The 18,145-nt window shown below is 53.9% G+C and carries 7 protein-coding genes; 2 read left to right on the top strand and 5 right to left on the bottom strand.

Annotated elements, in window-relative coordinates; genetic code table 11:
- Window positions 1–122 precede the first annotated feature (122 nt).
- The 5 genes from SH573x_RS05190 to SH573x_RS05170 all read right to left on the bottom strand — a co-directional run bounded on the left by SH573x_RS05190 (window position 123) and on the right by SH573x_RS05170 (window position 7,682).
- Window positions 123–2,690, bottom strand: a complete 2,568-nt coding sequence (locus SH573x_RS05190) for a VWA domain-containing protein (RefSeq protein ID WP_479353272.1) — start codon at window positions 2,688–2,690, stop codon at window positions 123–125.
- Window positions 2,687–4,855 carry a vWA domain-containing protein gene (locus SH573x_RS05185; protein WP_479353271.1) on the bottom strand — a complete coding sequence of 723 codons (2,169 nt, stop codon included), beginning with the start codon at window positions 4,853–4,855 and terminating at the stop codon, window positions 2,687–2,689. Before SH573x_RS05185 ends, SH573x_RS05190 begins: the two co-directional genes overlap by 4 nt.
- Window positions 4,846–5,550 carry an acyl carrier protein gene (locus tag SH573x_RS05180; protein ID WP_479353270.1) on the bottom strand — a complete coding sequence of 235 codons (705 nt, stop codon included), beginning with the start codon at window positions 5,548–5,550 and terminating at the stop codon, window positions 4,846–4,848. The genes SH573x_RS05185 and SH573x_RS05180 overlap by 10 nt, the downstream gene beginning before the upstream one ends.
- Window positions 5,551–5,612: 62 nt before the next feature.
- Complete coding sequence (locus SH573x_RS05175; RefSeq protein WP_479353269.1) at window positions 5,613–6,491, bottom strand: DUF58 domain-containing protein; 879 nt, start codon at window positions 6,489–6,491, stop codon at window positions 5,613–5,615.
- 180 nt (window positions 6,492–6,671) lie between these two features.
- Window positions 6,672–7,682, bottom strand: a complete 1,011-nt coding sequence (locus SH573x_RS05170) for an AAA family ATPase (RefSeq protein WP_479353268.1) — start codon at window positions 7,680–7,682, stop codon at window positions 6,672–6,674.
- Between the two features lie 95 nt (window positions 7,683–7,777).
- Between SH573x_RS05170 and SH573x_RS05165 the strand changes: the two genes are divergently transcribed.
- Both SH573x_RS05165 and SH573x_RS05160 read left to right on the top strand, forming a co-directional pair.
- On the top strand, window positions 7,778–17,599 hold the full coding sequence (locus SH573x_RS05165; protein WP_479353267.1) for a tetratricopeptide repeat protein: 9,822 nt from the start codon (window positions 7,778–7,780) through the stop codon (window positions 17,597–17,599).
- A 118-nt stretch (window positions 17,600–17,717) separates the two neighbouring features.
- Window positions 17,718–18,074, top strand: coding sequence for a type 2 periplasmic-binding domain-containing protein (locus SH573x_RS05160; protein WP_479353266.1), 357 nt, complete (start codon window positions 17,718–17,720; stop codon window positions 18,072–18,074).
- The last annotated feature ends 71 nt before the right edge of the window (window positions 18,075–18,145 follow it).

Genomic DNA, 18,145 nt, shown 5'->3' with positions numbered 1-18,145 from the left:
TCGCTGCGTTTTGAGCACTGGCTATGCTGCGCATTGCCAGTGCCACCCAAATCCTAAACACAATGCGATTGCTCGACTTAAAAGCTTGACGATCTCCAAGGGGAGAGGTGGACCCTGCGCATCTACGACTTAAAACTTACCCACAACGAAAAATCTACGCGTCGCAGTGCCACATCGAGCAGTAGCAAACAGGCTGCGGCAGCTAGCAGGTAAGGCCACAGAGGTAGTACGGATCTGGCCGCGCGTTGGCCAGGCTCGAAGATGTCTTGAACGCTGGGGTTATAGGAGCCATTGGATACGCGACTGATCTGCTGCAATAGATCTTCGTTGGTCGGCCCTAGTCGCAATTCATCGGGATAGCCAACCACCAAGCCCCGACTTTGCCTGAAGGTCGTTACTCCTTGGCGGCTCTGAGCGAGCTCTAATTGATACGCGCCACTCTTTTCGGTCTGCAATTCAGCTTCGTAGCGGCCCGGGGCCGTCTGTTGCATTTCGAGAGCCGTGTTCTGCAAGCTGGGATTGATAACGGTCAGCTTGGTATTGGCAGCGTTGATAAACTGGCCAGCATCATCGACAGAGTCAACGATCACCCGCGCTCGATCGCCTTGCCGCGCCACTTCCACAAACACGCCCTTGGTGTCGCTCTTGCGCATCGCGTGCCGTATGACCTGAGCCCAAAAACTACCGAACTGCGGCCACGATAACCATTCAGCCGCCCATTGGCGTTTAGCATCCGAAGTGAAAGCCACCGTCATACCTAATCCATAACGCCACCACGCTAGAAGTGGGTCACCGGTTTCAGTTGCTAATATGAATTCGCTGGTGGGCTTGGGCCGCGTGATGACATAGCCCAACAGAAACGGGGCTGTCTCCAACTCTATACCGCTGAGCACTTGAGTTGGACGAATCAACTGCGGCACGAAGGGCAGTTCGTTGATCGCCGACTTGCTGGCTGTTACCGTTTCCTTGGCAAAGACTTGCGGCACATTGGTCGCATCATCGCAGAAGTAATAGCGGCCGCCCCCGATTTGCGCCAGTTCCTCTAACAGCTTGGTATCTGACTCGCTGCCAATGGCTACGCTCGAGAGCGTAATGCGGGCACTGGCCATATCACGCGTAATTCCTTCAAAATCCCCTGGTGATGAATGACCGTCGGTCATCAGAATCACGTGCTTCAGTTTGGCCGTGGCCGAAATCAGGGCTTCGTATGCATTGGTCAAACCTGGATAAATCGCCGTGCCACCACTGGCCTCGATCGTACTGATGTTGTCGACGATGTAAGCCTTGTCGGCCGCCGAATGCAATTCGCTCACCCAGTAGGCATCGCCATCAAAGGCGACCACGCCCAATTGATCGCTGGGCGATAACAGCTCGACAGTCCCCTTTGCCGCGTCTTTGGCCAGTTCGATTTTCTGTCCACCCATCGATCCGGATTTATCAATCACCAACACCATCGCCAGGCTGGGTTTCTCTTTTTCCTTTTCGAAGTTGCTGCGAACCGGCAAAATCTCTTCGAGCGTCGTTTTGTAATATCCACCCAAACCGAAGGATTGATCACCGCCCAGCATCACCAAGCCACCACCCAAGTCCTGCACATAGGTGCGAATGATCTCCATCTGCTGCAGCGACATCGAGGTAGCCGGCACGTTGGATAACACGAGGCAATCAAAACGTTGCATCTCGGTGAGCGATTGTGGCACACCTTCAACCGGTCGAGTCTGTACCAACAGACCTTGCTCCTCGAGCGCCCAGCGCAGGTCGTTGGTCTGTTCGGCATTGGAATCGATCAACAGCACACTCGGTTTTCCAGAGGCGAACACGATAGCCGAGGCTGCATTGTTATCCAGCAGCGTATCGTTAAACTGGCGCACGCGGGCCACGTATTCGATCTGCTTGTCGCCGGTAATTGAATCACGAATGCGGAACTTGGTTTCGCCAGCTTCGATTTTGACTTTCGCACTATCTTGATTGTGCAGAATGTCACCGCGATAAATATCGATGTAACCTTCACCAGCTTTGTTCGAAGCCACGGTGATCTCGACATAAAACGGTTCGTCTTGTCGCACCTGCGCCGGTGCAGTTACTTCGGCAACCTGAACTTCGGGTTCATCGCGCGTCGGTAAAGGAATCGTGCTAACTGGAATCTTGGCGCTCGCGGCCGCTTGTACGGCGTCACCTTGCGTCTGTCGACCATCACTCAAGACGACGATGTGCGGAACATAGCTGGGCAAGATGGAAGCAGTGGCCGTTTCAATGGCTGCAGCCAGGTTGGTACCGCGCACGTTTTCTTTCTCGATCTCTTCTTGCTCGTCCAGATTCGATACTACACTAGCTGGCTCGGACGCGAAATCGAGAAAGGCGAGCTGATTCTGGCCTTGAACCGCTTTGGCTTCGGCGATCAAGGCATCGACGCGCGTGCGAGCTTCAGCATCGACGCTTTCACTGCGATCGATGGCCATAACCACAAACATACGTTGAGTGGGGCTGAGCCACGCCAGGCCAGCCAAGGCCAATACCAACAGCACCACAATCGCCGAGCGCATCACAGTTGACCAGCGGCGTTGCCAGATTGGAAAGTCGCTCAGGCTGCGCCAGTAATAGAATACGATGGGCACCAGCGCTAGTAGCAGCCAGAGCATCCACGGTCTCGTCAATTCGAGTGCATATGTCAAGTTGGTACTTGGGCTCATCCGACGATCCTGCGTTGATACAACCACCACTCCAGCGCTGTCAGTGCGAGAGCTGCACACACACAATAGAACCAAATCGATCGTCCGCCCAGACTTACAAGTCCCAGTTGATTGGCTGTCGGCAATTCAAATTTTGGCCGCAAGTCACTCTCGGCTCGATTGGACAGATTGCAGGCCAGGTGGGTCACAGCCGACGGCCCCACTAACTTCGTTGCATCCTGCGATGGTTCTCCAGCCACGTTATCGGTTTTCAGCAGTGCTCCCTTTTCGTCCACAGATAGCCAGGGATCACTAGACAAGCTTGCTCGGGTACCCACAGCCCACAGTCCGCTGTGCTTCATTACAGACAGCGTTGCAGACTGCGCATCATGCGCCAGCGGCGTTAAACGACCTAACGGATCGCGGACCCAGTAGTCAAGCGCATCAGAAGTCGCGTCCATATTGTTATTTGTCGCCGTTGCATTCGACTGGTCTTTGGTTTCAAGTTTGGCAAGTTGCTGATTGTTCTCAGTGCTTGGTTGGGCAGCGGCATCGGTAGCGGCATCGGCGGCAGCTTTGGTTGGCTCCGGCTCATCGGCAGTCTTGGTGACTTGAGGCAGCAGCACTTTGGTCGTGCCCCCGCTAGCCAGCGCCGGTTGCAGTTCACCTTGCGAGCCATCGAACCATTCGAGCGCGTTCTTCATAAGCACGGGAAACGCAATCCGCAGTGGCAAATCACCTTCGTCGAGATTGACGTTCAGCACCAGCACATCGCCACTAGGGCGCCGAACACGCGCCAGCAGCGGTTCATCCAGCGGTGTCTTGATAAGTAGCTCGGCCTCTTGATTGAACGTGATGCCGCGAGCCTGCGGGAACAAGACATTGGTTAGTTTGACATGCTGGGTGACGGGCGAGTCCGTACTAATCGAAGCCACCAGCGGTTGGGCAATGGGTTCTCCCAACGACCACAGCTCGCTATCAAACGCAGGGTTGATCACCAGCAGCTTACCCGGTGGCAATTTTTCAGGCAGCACACGATCCAGGATAATGATAGGTCGGAGAGCATCGGCCGGTAATTGAATGCGTGAAACATTCGGGCTTTCAGCGGTGGCAGAGCTCTGTTCAAAGATCTTCACATCAACCAACGGAATCGACTCAAGCACGCTTTTCAAGAACAAACTGCCAGGTGTAGCTAAGGCTACACTAATGGGACGGCGCGTGGGCAAGACGGCCAGCGCTTGATTATCGGTGGAGAGAGCATCATCGGACTCGAGCCTGGCCCGTAACCGCCCGCCCGTCGCGGACGCTTGATCCATATGCAGCGTCTTGTGTTCTTCGGGCTTCAGTTCCAGCGGTATGACATCGACTAGTTGATCTTCCAGGTTCAGTTCAAGCCGCCCTTTGTAGTCTTGATCGCTGAAGTTGCTGACTTCGATCAAAATCTGGTAACCGATGGCATCCAATAAGCTGCGACGTACTTGGAATTGGGTAATCGCCACGTTGTTCTGTTGACCACCAAAGCCTACCAGGTTGACCGCTTCATCGTCCTTTAGCGCGGCAATCGACGGATCGCAGCCATCTGTCAACACGTAGACGATCGAACGCGTGTCACCTACCAGCAAACGTTTGGCGGCTGTTACCGTTTCGGCTAAAGCTGACGGCGCGTCGGTCTGTTCGATAGCGTCCACGGTATCCAGTAGCGTGCGTGAATGATCGGTCAAGCCGATGGCCACTTCAGGCTTGCCGCCGGCTGACAGGATGGCCATCTCGTCACCGACGCGCAGCGAGCGCACCAAGGCCGCCGCCGTCTCTTTCGCCCGCTGCAAACGCGATTGACCTTCTTCACTGGCCGCCATGCTGGCCGAATTGTCGATCACGACCAGTACCTTGCGTCGCTGAGCCTTCTGCCACTGCCAGAGCGGATCGACCAGCGCCAAAACCAATAGTGCCAAGAAAGCCAACTGCAATAACAACGACAACAAGTGTCGTAACTGCTGCCACCAAGAGCGAGGTTTCTTTTCTTGAAAGACCTGATCCCAAAACAGAAAGGTACTGACATTCTGACGGCGCAAGCGCACTTTCAAGATGTATAACAAAGCCAGAGGCACGGCCAAAGCCGCCCACCACCAGCCAATCGGATTTGCAAACTCCAGTATGTTCATTAGTTTTTCGGTGGCTATGCGCACCCTAGATCGAATACAAAGTTCGCTTCAGGCTTTACTTGCTCTCGCTTAACGCCCAGTTGCTCGACGATTATTTGTTGTAACACAGTCCACACATCCGTCGGGTTCCATGTGTTGAATCGCTCGGACAGCTTCGTATAGTTCAGTGCGACCAGTTCAGTCACTAGCCCACGGTAGGTTCGATGAGCCGCGGCAGGAAAAAGGGCCCAGGGCACCGTGATCAAACTCGCGAATAAACTCGACAGAACCAGTACCAACAGCGACAAGCAAACAGCCCCAGCAACGCCAACTACCGATTGGGAAAACGTAAACGCCATCATAGTCGCCAACACAACGACAACGGATGCGAGCAGCGTTAACCAACTAGGTCGGCAAAGCGGTGGAAATCGCAGATCAAGTTCGTGCGCCAATCGCGACCATAACATTCGACGCGAAGAGATGGGCAAGGTGCAGTTTACATCGGTAGAAGGGCGCCAAGTTCGAGCACCTGCAACGTGTGCCATCAAGCGTCGGCGGAGGGCATAAAAAGTTGCCGCACTCACACAGCGATGCGAATCCCAAGTGTGATTTCGCGTTGCCTCGAGCACAAATGCGTACAGATCACCTACCGTGCGCATCTCGCAGGCTCGTTCATCGGGAATGGTTATATCGAACGCCCGTTCGACTTCCAAAGTAAGTGCCACTGTATCGAGTCCCATCTATTCGCTCTCTATGGACTTGGATCTATCTTCACGCGAAGAGCACATCACAACTTAGTGCGCTACCCAACACCGCCGGCGGCTCGCATCATGCGCAAAATCAGTTCGTCGAAGGGAATGTCGACTGTTGAGCGTGTGCATGAGAGCGAGTAGTTGCGGCAGTAGGTATCGATGCCTTCGAGGAACTCTTTGAACAGTTGTTGATACTGTTTTAATTTGCGTTCGGTCACCGTCAGCTTGCGTTGTTCGCCGGTTTCTACCTCGACCAATTCGATATCGCCCAAATAAGTTGGCTGAGCTTCCTCTTTTGTGTGCAATTGGATAACGTGCGGTTCAAACTTGCGATGCCTCAGCAGGTCGATGCCTTTCCGAAACCCGTTTTGATCGAATAGATCGCTCAGCAGAATAACCAATCCTGCCCGCGGCGCACGATTGACGAACCCACGCACCACGCGTGTCAGATCGGTACTTTTCCCAGATGGCTGCAGATCGTCCAGAAAGCGCAAGACCGAAAGGATGCGATCCTTGCCGCGCGTCAGGGGCAGCGTCGATACAATGTCGTTGGCATACGCATGGATGGCCACGCGATCGAGATCCGCCAACGCGATGTAAGCCAGCGCAGCGGCCATCTTCCGCGCAAAGTCAAACTTGGATGGATTGCCCGTATTCATGCTCGGCGAAATATCGAGCAAGACGTAGACGTGCAGGTCTTCCTCTTCTTGAAAGCGTTTCAGCAACAAATCGCCGTAGCGAGCATAGATATTCCAGTCCAAGTACCGCAGGTCATCGCCTCGAGAGTACTCGCGGTGATCGGCAAACTCGATGCCGCCCCCAAGTTGCTTAGTGCGCCGCTGAGCCAATAGCTGGCCACGGAACACGCGCTTGGAAACCAGAGAGAGATACTCCAGGCGTTTCAAAAACTCGGAATCAAATATCGACATAGCTCGTTAAAACCCCGTGGCCGCAATCGTTTCGATATTTCACCTACCAACTAAACAATTGCCCCTGAACTAGCACTCCTACTCCTACTCCTACTCCTACTCCTACTCCTACTCCTCTTCGTACTCGTACTCGCAAGCTTTTCGAGTACGAGTAGGAGCACGAGCACTGGCACCTGTCAGCTATACCGGTTGCAATCGATCGACACTCTTGAGGATATCATCGATGATGGCATCGGTCTTGACATCTTCGGCTTGGCCTTCGAAGTTCAGCAAGATACGATGTCGCAAACAGTTGGGAGCGACTGCGCGAATGTCGTCGCGAGCCACGTGGAAGCGATGATCGAGAATGGCGTGAATCTTAGCCGCCAGGATCACCGCCTGTGCCCCGCGCGGACTGGAGCCGTAACGCACAAACTGACGAGTCATAGGACTCGCCAACTCATTGTCAGGATGGGATCCCATCACAGTTTGGATAGCAAATCGCCGCACTTCATCGCTGATCGGAATCCGCCGCGCTAATCGACTCATCTCCAGCACACTACCAGGTTCCATCAAGCGTGACGCTTCGGGTGTCTCTGATTCGGTCGTGCGATCGAGAATCACTTCGATTTCTTCTGTAGTTGGAAAGGGAACTAACAGTTTGAAGAAAAATCGATCCAATTGCGCTTCGGGCAGTGGGTAAGTGCCTTCCATTTCTAGCGGGTTCTGCGTGGCCATCACAAAGAACAGCCCCTCCAGCTTGTGCGATGTGCCCGCGACGGTAACACTCTTTTCTTGCATGGCTTCCAACAAGGCCGATTGTGTCTTGGGTGTCGCGCGGTTGATTTCGTCAGCTAAGACGATATTGGCAAACAGCGGACCGCGCTCAAATTGAAATCGTCGGGCACCTGAAACTTTGTCTTCCATCAGTACATTGGTGCCAATCAAGTCAGCTGGCATCAAGTCAGGTGTAAATTGAATACGCGAAAAGGTCGAATGCATAGCGCTAGCTAAAGTTCGCACTAGTAATGTCTTACCTAATCCCGGCACGCCTTCCAGCAGCACGTGACCACCAGCGATTAAACCTGTTAAGACTCCTTCGACTGTTTTCTCTTGGCCTACAACTACTTTGCCAATCTCGGCTCGCAGTTTATTAAATTTTTCACGAAAGCCAACAAGTTCATCTTTTAGATGCTGATCAAGATCCGGCATAAGTTTTATCTCTGTTGTATTACTAGAAAGAGATTCGGCCCCTCCTTTATAATGACCCGTGAGAGCTTTCGCAAACTTTTTCGGAGCCCCTTGTTATGCGATGGATTCTGCGCTGCACGTTAGGTGCCTTCGTTTTGGTTGCTCTGGCTGGCTGGCTGCCATTACGAGCGCAGGATGCATTAGAGTCTGCCGATGAACAGAAAGAACGCGCAATTGTCGAACGATTTCTGCAAGTATTAGAGAAAAGCCCGAAAGAAGGCACGGCTCTGGAACGTGTCTATAACTGGCATGTGGATCACGGCGCGCTGGAAGAACTGTGCGAGCGATTAAAAACGCGTCAGCAGGCGCAGGCTGATGGTCAGGCCGCCTTGCTGCTGGGACTATTGCAGATGCGCCGTGGTCAAGAAGCGGAGGCGCAGTCGACACTCCAAGCAGCCGAAAAACTCTCGCCCGCCGAGCCGCTGGCCAGCTACTACTTGGGAAAATGTTGGCTGGTTCAAGGCAACATCGACGACGCCACAGCCGCCCTGCAAAGAGCAGTGGACAAAAATCCAGGTAAAACCGAAACGCTCGAAATCCTCAAAGAACTGGGACGCACCTTTCACAGAGCCCAACGACCTGGTGATGCACTGGAAGTCTGGAAGAAGATGGAGTCGCTCTTTCCAAGTGATGGCCAGGTACAAGAACAGATCGCCGTTGTCATGGCCGAGGAAGGTGCCGATGCCGAAGCACTTGCGCGTTACCTCGCGCTGGCCAAGTCAACTCAAGACCGCTTTCGGCAAATTGAGTTTGCCATGCAAGCTGCCAGCCTGAAGCTGAAACTGAATCAATCGAGCGAGGCGCTGGCCGACTTTGAATCTCTATTAGCTCAAGTGAATCCCGATAGTTGGCTGCATCAAGAGATACGTCAGCGGATCGAGCAATACTATGTACAACGTCGCGACTCGCAAGGCCAGATCGACTACTACACCCAGTGGATCGCCAAACGTCCTCAGGATCTGGATGCAATGCTGCGCGTGGGCGGGTTGTTATCGATTCAAAATAAAACCGCCGAGGCTTGTAAGTGGTTCAACAAAGTAATCGAACTGGCCCCCAGTCGCGAAGATGCCTACGTCGAGTTGTCGCTGGCGCTGGAACGCGATGGTCAGTTCGATCGTTCAGCTGAGGCGATGCAGAAACTGTGTGAACTTGCGCCGCATAATGTCGATCATGTCGTGCGGTGGGGGCAACTCGTGCTGGCTGACAATTCTCGTGCGATACCTGAACGTCAACGTGTGGCAGCCGAGATATGGCAGCGACTGCTGATCGACCACGCTGAGGATCAAGTGATGTTGGCGCGCGTGGCTGAACTGCTGCGCAGCGCTGCACAATCCGAACAGTCGCTCGAGCTCTTGCGCCGCGCCATCGCTGTAGATCCCGCGCAGTTACAGTACTACGAATACCTGGGCGAGTACCTGTTTAAGCTCAATCGTCGCGACGAGGCGTTGCAAGTTTGGAACGACATGGCTAGTGGGCCGCGTGAGTCCGTAGACAATCTGTTTCGCAAGGCCGAGTTGTTAACCAAGTATGGATTCGAGTCTCGAGCGCTCGAGACGCTCAGCCAAGCCTGCCAACTGCGTCCCACTCTCGCGCAAAGGCTGCGATACATCGACAAGCTGATCATTGCCTCGCAATTCGATGAGGCTCTCGGGCAAATCGAGCTAGCCAGTCAACAGGCCACGTTAGAAGACGAACGCAGTCTGGTTCTTGATCGCGAAATCAAATGTTACCTGGCCAACGGCAGCCTACCACAGAAGACGCGCGAACAAGAGGCGCTGGTGACCGCGCCCGATGGGAGTCCCGACGCAAGTCATTGGGAACGTTATGCGCTCTACTTGTCGGCCGGCGGCAAGCAGCAACTTGCCAACCTGGCGATCGATCAAGCCCTGAAACTCCAGCCGCAGTCGTCTCGCTTGCTGGCCATCGCTGCAGACCTTGCAGACAAAGCTGGCCAGACAGACCAAGCGATCGCTTCCCTGCGTAAGCTGATCGTCATCGACCGCCGTCAACAAGTCTCTCTATCGATGCAGATCGCCATGTTGCAAGCTCGCAATGGCAATACCGACGAGGCGCTGCAAACGGCCAGAGAATTGGTGGGCCTGCCTGGGGCAGGTATCGAACACGTACGCTACTTCGCAGATCTTTGCTTTGACGCTGGAAAACCCGACGACGGTTTGGCTGCGCTGCGCAAGAACTTGCGACTAAATTCCAATGACCGTACTGCCATGTTGGCCCTGGCTCAGCGACTAGCCTCGACCTATCAAACGGATGAGGCCATCGAAATAACCTGGCGAGCCTTGGAGAAGGCGAGCAGCGATGATGAACTTCGTCAAAATGTGCAAGCACTGGCCAGTTACTATCAGCGCATGGGCAATCTTAAAAAGTTGATGACTCGGCTGGATGCATACGGTCGGCAGAACAACCGCGTGCGCCCAGCCAAACTACTGCAGGCCCATGCCTGGCAATCGGTCGAAGACTATGGTCTGGCGAGGCAAATCCTGGAGGAACTGAACACCGACAACCGCGATGAAGAAGTTCTCAGCACCCTCGTCGCCCTGGCACAAGGCGAAGAAGACTTTACGCTAGCCGCCAAGTACCAGGCCTTGTTAAATCAAGTCGCCCCATCTACCGATGGCCGATTGCAATTGGCTCGCTACTTAGTCGCCAGTGACGATACCAAGTTTGCCAGCCAGGCCTGGGATGAATTGAAGGCTGGCGAACTGAGTCTGGATCAATTGCAAAATGCCTTGCAGTTGGTGATCACCAATAAAGATCAACTGCGGATCGCGGAATTGAGCCGGCGGGTCTTGGCCGAATCGCCGGGTGATTGGGAGAAGCTGGCTACGTGTGCCGTTGCGCTAGCGATCAATCAAAATCATGTAGACATGACCAAGATCTGTGATCATCTGAGTCGACTTCAGTTAGCTCCAGATACGCTCAGCCAACGTCCCAAGTCTCAATCCTCGACTACCGCTCGTACCAACGTCAACTCACAAACCTGGCTCCGTGGCGGCCTACCAGCCAACTATGCGATTTCATATTCGCAGTTACAACGATCGCAGTTTGGTCAAACATTGATTCGTGACTGGCCCGAACATGTGCGCGAGGCCAATCCTACCAACTCCACTCTGCCCTTGGTGTGTATGACCAGGGCGATTAGCATGCTGCGCACTGTCAACCTCGCCCAACACCAAGACGAAACCAGTTCGATTCCGCCACTGTCGACCATAACCAGTGATGTAGTCTGCTTTGAAGATGTACGCTGGCTGGCCGAAGGGCTAAAACAGCTGCATAAGCAGCAGCAAATAGCCGAGGGACAGATTCCGGTCACGTCATCCAACACCGCAGCTCTTGCCCAGGAAACCGATCCGAGCGTCTTGTGGCGTGAGTTGTTTCTATCATCCCTTTCAGGAAGTGACAGTGATGGCACAATGCTTATGCAAATGGCCAATGGTTCGGTGGTCATCATGCAATCGTCAGGTCAATCGGGGATAGCGACTGGCTGGAATGTCGATCTTCAGTTGCTCAAGGACTCGGAAGCGAAAACGCGAGTCCTCGAACGCTTGTGCCAGTTGCAACAGCCTGGTGCGATCTTTGTACTACTGTCCGAGGACACATTCAGACTCGCTGCCGCCAGTGCTCGCGGCTGGCAGCTCAATCAGGCAGGCAGGCTGGTGGTTGAGTCTGGAGCCTTGACTGTGTCGGATGAGACTCTGCAACGTATGGCGGATACTTTTGCCCAGGCGCCCCATGTGATCAACAATAGCGCGCCGGTCCAACGACTGATCGAGCATGGCATAACTCTGAGAAGCACACTGACGGATCGAGGAAAGAGTGACGCGCGCATCGATGCCACTCTCAAGGCACTGGCCTTGCAATATCCGTCTTACGAAGACGCGCAGGCGATTCTGGCCGTAGATGTGGGCCTGGCCTGCGATGTGCTGATCGCGGCCAGTCGCGACAATCTACGTGCGACAGCTAGTTCGCCTGGTGCAACGACCAACTACCAGGGCAGGGCCTCACAGATCCTGACCTTCATCGATGCTATTGTTTCTATGCGGGGTACCGAGGCGCATCTCAAGAAACTGATGACCGATTTAAAACATATTCAGGTCGAACATGCGCGCAGCTTACGCCCCGGTCAACTTGTTCAATACGATCACGATGCTGCGATCAGCATCAACTCATACAATGGTGGTACGCAACACACGCTGACGTTGGCCTTTCCGCCACCTTCGGCAATCATGTCAGGCGACTTGATCGTGGTGATGTACGCTTGCCAGCTCAAATGTGATTCGCAACTGGCAGACGAAATCGAGGCGTTACTGACTCAGCAATTGCAAGCTCCGGGTGCCGACGCAGTCCAGCAGAGCGTGGATACTCTAGCCCTGGCTACGTGGAAGTGGTGGTATGGAGATTACCAACACGAACAAGAGTGCCGCCAATTGATACACGGCCTGAGCTCTATTTGCCCATCTCGAGAACTGGCCCTCTTACTTGAACACAGTTTGCTGGTGGCGTTAGAAAAGCCAGCCGAAGCCATTGCAGTCCTGGAAGGTCTCGACACGACGAACTCCCAAGTGCAACTCACCCGCGAGAGCGCCATCTTCACACTAAATATCCGGGTGGGTGCGATGGAGAAAGCTCGCGCCTCCGCGGAACGTCTGCTGAAGATGCCGCTGGCTGCCCGCAAACAACTCGAGATACTTGCCTTTTTGGATCAACTGGGATTTGGTGACGACAAAAAGATCTCCTTGAGGCGAACGCAAAACTCGCGAGCCCAGTCAATCGACATGCAAGTCGAACTGATGAATCGGCTCGTGACGGAAAACAGCACCGAGCGGGCGCGCGAAGTGGCCCGTGAAATTGTGCAAAATACGCGCGGTGTTTTGCGCTCGCGCTTCGCAAACTTGTCCACGACTTTTTCTACTGGAATCAATCCGTTCGATTCGAAGGATCGCAATTACGCTTCCGCCCGCGCGCAAGCCCTGCGCGTGCTGGCCAGTTCGCCCGAGGTTGCACAACAGATTACCGATCTACAAGAGCGCTTGGCCAAGTCTCCCCGATCCAAAAGTCTCATCAATGAATTGTCTGAACTGTATGAGGCCACCGGCAAACGTAAGGAAGCTGCACAACTGCAGCAGCGCCTCGACGCAGACAAACGTCAGGCCTCACGAGCGCAGTCGCGCCCCCAAGCGTCGCCTCGCCCCCAAGTTGCTCTGGCAAACTTGGTCCAAGAAGAACTGCAAAAGTTCACCCAGGACCCAGAGTACCTGAATCAATCGATGGCCGGTTTTTTGGTAGAAATCGACAACCGCAATGGTTGGGATGCGCTGATTACGGAACTGGTCAAGCTCGACTTGTCCCCATTCCCGCGCGAAAACGCGGCTTTGCATGCTATGTTCCGGCGCTGTGCGCAGAAGACCTCTGGTCGACTGGCCGGCGAGGTTATTACTCAAATGCTGCAGGCTGATCGCATTGAATACGTTGCCCCAATGATTCGGGCGATCGATCGTCGTCGACCGCCCCTTGCGCTCAATACTGCTCAGCAGTGCCTCGACAAGATTTTGGAACAAGCAGCGATCAAGCAGTTAGATCAACTGTTTCCCCAAGAGGTTCGACCCGACGGAACCATGCTTGGCCCGCTGGGTATCGTATGTCGACTGATAAGCGAAGACCACCAAGCTCAGCAAGTCTTGGATACGATTTCTCCATTGAGCGCTACGCGAGTCGACCTGAAATGCCTTCAGGTTCTGATGTTGCTTGAGCTGGGAAACACTAAGGACGCGCGCACGCAGGTTGCTGAGTTAATCAACATGGCAGAAGTCGATTCGAAGTGGCCATGGGAACTGGCCAGCGAACTTTACCTGGAGTACAAGCAATTCGAACTTGCGGCCAGCACACTGGCTCCATTGGCAGACAAACAAACGCAGCCAATCGACATGAATGTTCCCAGTTTCAAACTACTGCTGCTGAATTGTTACGACCTAGGCAAGAATCAGATCAAGCTCAAAGAGATGCTCGATAAGGTGCTGGCGACGGAACTTGAAAAATTGAACCAAGACCAACAAGCCAGCGTTGTCAGCTCTAATAACGGTGTGATGGCTAACCTGGCTGTGAAGTATTCTAACGGCGGTTGGATGTGGGACGCTTTGATAACAACCGTTAAAGCTCGCACAGTGCAAGAGCGAACCAATATTCAAATTATCAACCCGCAGCTCAATCCTAGCGCCAACTTGGCGGAATATCAAACCAACTATGAGGCAGCCCTCACTGAGTCGATGATCCTCGAGGGTCTGAGCCGAGAGACCAATCCCGAGTACCGCCAGCATCCGCTGGCCATGCCGGTTGAAATGCTGACTCCTGTTCTGGCAACGGATTTTACTATCGCGGACAATTGTCATAGCTTGCTAACTCAGCGGTTGGCGTTGATCAAACGAGAGCCGAAAGTTCTCGAGCTGGCTCAACCAATTCTTGCCAGGGCGATCAGCAATGCTCGGTCGTTGTCTCCTAATTCGCTGATCGCCCTCTTTTGTTTAGCCGACCGGCTAGGCGCTGACGAGGAAGCACTGAAGTTAGCCGAAGTGCTGCATGACAAACTGGCTGAACTGGGCGAAGCAACGGCCGCCCCAGCTTCAGTAGTCAGCCCAGCCGAGGAGATCGACCAGACCAGGGACGCGTTATGGATTGTCGCGCATCGCCTGGTGGCCCGCAAACAACATGCATGGGTGAGAGATTTTGTCGACGCGGCCCATGCAGCTCATCGTGATCATTCTGTCCATGGTATCCAATCACAATTGAGCCTGGCTCGGGAATTCTTGCGACACGAACAGCCCCCGCAGGCCGAGGAGTATCTACGCGATGCCTTGCAGAAACTGCGAAACGTCGAGCGTGCCAGTCATATGCAAGGGTTGCTACTGACGTTTGAATTAAGCCAATTAGCCAGCCAAGCCAAGATGAGTGAAATATCGCTGGCGGCTTTCGCGCAGGCATTTGAAAGCGCAGCCATGCAACAGATTCTCTTGAGCCATCCAATCCCAGTGGCCCAATACCAGAATTCCCCGAACATGCGCAGGCTGGCCAACCAATCCGCAGACCAAGTGGTTCCTGAGGCCAGGAAAGTTGTGTTTCAGAAGTTGTTCATGTTGTTGGCTAGCTGGCAAGAACAGCAAATCGATGCGAGCCTGGTCGTCGATACACTTCAGAAATGCGTGCTCCCGCAGGACGTCAGCGACGATATTCGCCCGTTGCCCGATTCGGTAAGCGCCGCCACCGAAGATATGTGGATGGCCATTTCGTCGCGGGCTACCCGGGCCGCGCAAACCTCTCGCCCTGCTAACCTTAATTACAGCGTGAGAGTCGCGAGTGCGATTCAGAAGTTCCAGCAGATAGAACCCATACGCTATTTGTCGTTTGTGTTGATCGATTTGGCCAAGCGCAGTGGTCGACTACAACAAGTCACGGATGAAGTGAGCAGCCGTCTGCAGAAGCAACCCCAAATCGAGGGACAAATTCTCATGATCTACGCGCTCCGCGTGGACGGCCAGGCTGAGGCCGCCGGCAAGTTAGTCGAGGAACTTTTTAGGTCCGATGCAGTGTTTTATTCGCACATTGAAATGCTACTGCAAGCCGCTTTGTTCGCGGAACCGGGTTCCCTGGCAGTATCACTGCCGCCAGCAACTATCGATGTATTGTTGCAGAAGGCCACCACCTTGAATCTGGCGTCAGCAGCTCCCTACTGCCAACAGTTCATCTTGCAAACGATCAAGGAGAATGAAGTCGAGCGATTCGTAAAGCTGACCGATCTGATGTGTGACTATTGCCGAGAGCTCAACAATCCACAAACAGCAGGTCAACATTCGCATCACGAGTACCTCTTCTTGAATGAAGTTTATGCGCAGTGCGTCAAGGCCAAACATCAATACATGGCCATTTGGGCTCTAGGTCGCCTGCAAGAGTTGTCGCGTGGCGGCAAAGGCGATGTGCGTTACCGCAGCGGCTTGCGATCCCAAGAGGCCGTGTTGACTTTGGTTCAATTGCCCGAGGAACTGCGTTACCGTATCGCCCGCGCGATGTTGCTAGGCCAGCAGCGACTGACCGTGGACTCGATGCACATCCATTACTTGCCTCACCTGGGCATTCCCGACTGGGCACAGCCACAATCCCAGACGCAACTGCTCGCCAGTATGCGACCGTACCCGCAGTCCAACTCGATTAGTTTGTTAGACGTCTTATTAAGTGGAGCGGAACAACGGGGCGAGTTGGAAGCGGTACTGGCCGAGTTGCAACGCGCCGCCAAAATTGGGCTGGCGGAAACTCGAACTTCCAGACCTTCCGAGGAACCACCGCTCGCGGCGCTGCGACTGCTGTGTCAGTGGTTGCGTATGCGGGCTGAAAGCAGCGAAGGGCCGTTAACTCCTGCGATAACGCAACTCGAAGCAGACTTGCCTCCGCAATTTGATTTCAGCAAGTGGCTGCTGTGGCTACCCGAGACCGCGCAGTGTGAGCTGTTCCAGTGGCATCTTCGAAAAGAGACACTTCCCAGTGAAACGCTCAAAACTCTAACTCAGATTTTTTCCGACCAGCCTGAAACATGGCGCGATTGCATGTTGTTCAGCGTCGGGCAACATCTGTGCCAGAGCGACGGGTACACATCGACCGACTCGCTCAAGTACTGGCTGCAAACCAATGCGCTGGCCCCACAGACTGATGAACCTGAAGACACGGTCACGAGCTGGCTTACTTCCGGTAACGGTCATCTACGAGCGCCCGCTCGTGGGCGCTGTTTGTACTTAAATGTACCGTTGACAGGCGATGCCTCACTCAGCTTTGAGGCCCAAGTAGCGGCCGCTTCACCCAAAAACATCTTTGGCTGCATGCTCGGCGGACTAGGCATTCAATATCGCGACCGAACCAATCTGGCAGTGCGCGATGCACCGTTGAAACTTAGCGCGTGGCTTAGCAGTGGTCGCGAGACCGAACTGGTCGTGCGCGATGTTACTAAACCCGACGAATCCGCGCTGCTGCGAAAATTCGAAGTCAATCGTCAAGGAGAGACGATAACGCTTACGGTGGATGGAGTTACCATTGCCCGCAGCCAATTCGCCAGCCGCAGCTTTCCCTTTATGGGTCTACATGCCTCGGGCCATGCTATTACTCTCACCAATGTCCATGTAACTGGCACGCCGGCTGCCAAGATTGAGTTGTTGGATGAAACTCTCAATGGCTGGAACGCGCAGCGCTACCAATCGCGGCTGCCGACGACTAGCGATATTCTGCAACCACCCGACGCTTCACCAGTGGCACTCACCATAGATCAAGCAGGGGCCGATTGGTTTTTTGCAGACGATCAACTTCAACATAACATCGATGTGCCTGATTTCTCGAATGCCAATGCGAAAGACCTGCCCGCTACCCATTGTTACTTGGGTTACGCTCGCCCACTTCAAGCAGGTGACGTGCTGGAGTATGAAGTCTATTGCGAGTCGGTTGAAAGCTTACCGTGGCCGTGCGTCGGTTATCAAGCCATGCTGGCTCATGACCAGCAGATTGAGTTGCACTGGTTACCGACGCCCACAGCTTACGACATGCACAATCAACTGTTACACCATCGCGGCCAGGCACCTGGTAGTGAACAACTCGCGCCGGTCAACTTCAATGTCCAGCAGTGGAACGCGATTAAGGTGCGTGTCGAAGATCAGTGGCTGATCTTGACGATTAACAACAAGGATGTTTATCGCCGACCGCACTCGAACGAAACGAGCCGCGAGTTTGGCTGGTATTGCGATCCAGTGAAATCTCGAGTGCGGATTCGCAATGCTTGGCTACAAGGAAATTGGCCGCAGCAATTACCCACCGATTTGTGGGAGAAACGCTGAAGTCACACCTGGCTGACGATTTGCCACAGGTAGAAATCCGACTGGTCTCCGAAACACTTGGACGATACAAGTGTTTGAGAAGAGAAGCATCAGATATCTGAGCTTCGGGAGACACATCATGAACAGTATTGCGGTTGAATGCCCTAATGGTCACCGATTGACCGGACCAGCCGATTTAGCGGGGCGAAAAGTCCGTTGTCCTAAATGCAGCACCAGTTTTGTATTGACCTTGCCGCCTAAGCAAGCTTTAACCGATTCGGGTGTTATGAAGTTGTTAGGTGACGTGGACCCAGTTCCTCTACCACCAGACGAAACCCCCAAAGCCAAGAAAACTTGCCCACGTTGCCACCATGGCATTTCTGTGCATGCTAATGTTTGCGAGCATTGCAAATGCTACGTAGGTGCCATGCCCAGTTTTCTGACGCAAATGATCGCCGACGGCAAGAACATCATCGGCTACAAACACGAAGCCTAGTCGCGGAAGGCTTTCGATGAACTACGAAACGTAGCGGAAGCCGTCAAGGCTTTCGATGAACTACGAAACGC

It is taken from the genome of Rania fehmarnensis, assembly GCF_056494185.1.
Note: the sequence above shows the minus strand (reverse complement) of the source record. Positions and strands in the feature narration are given on the sequence as shown.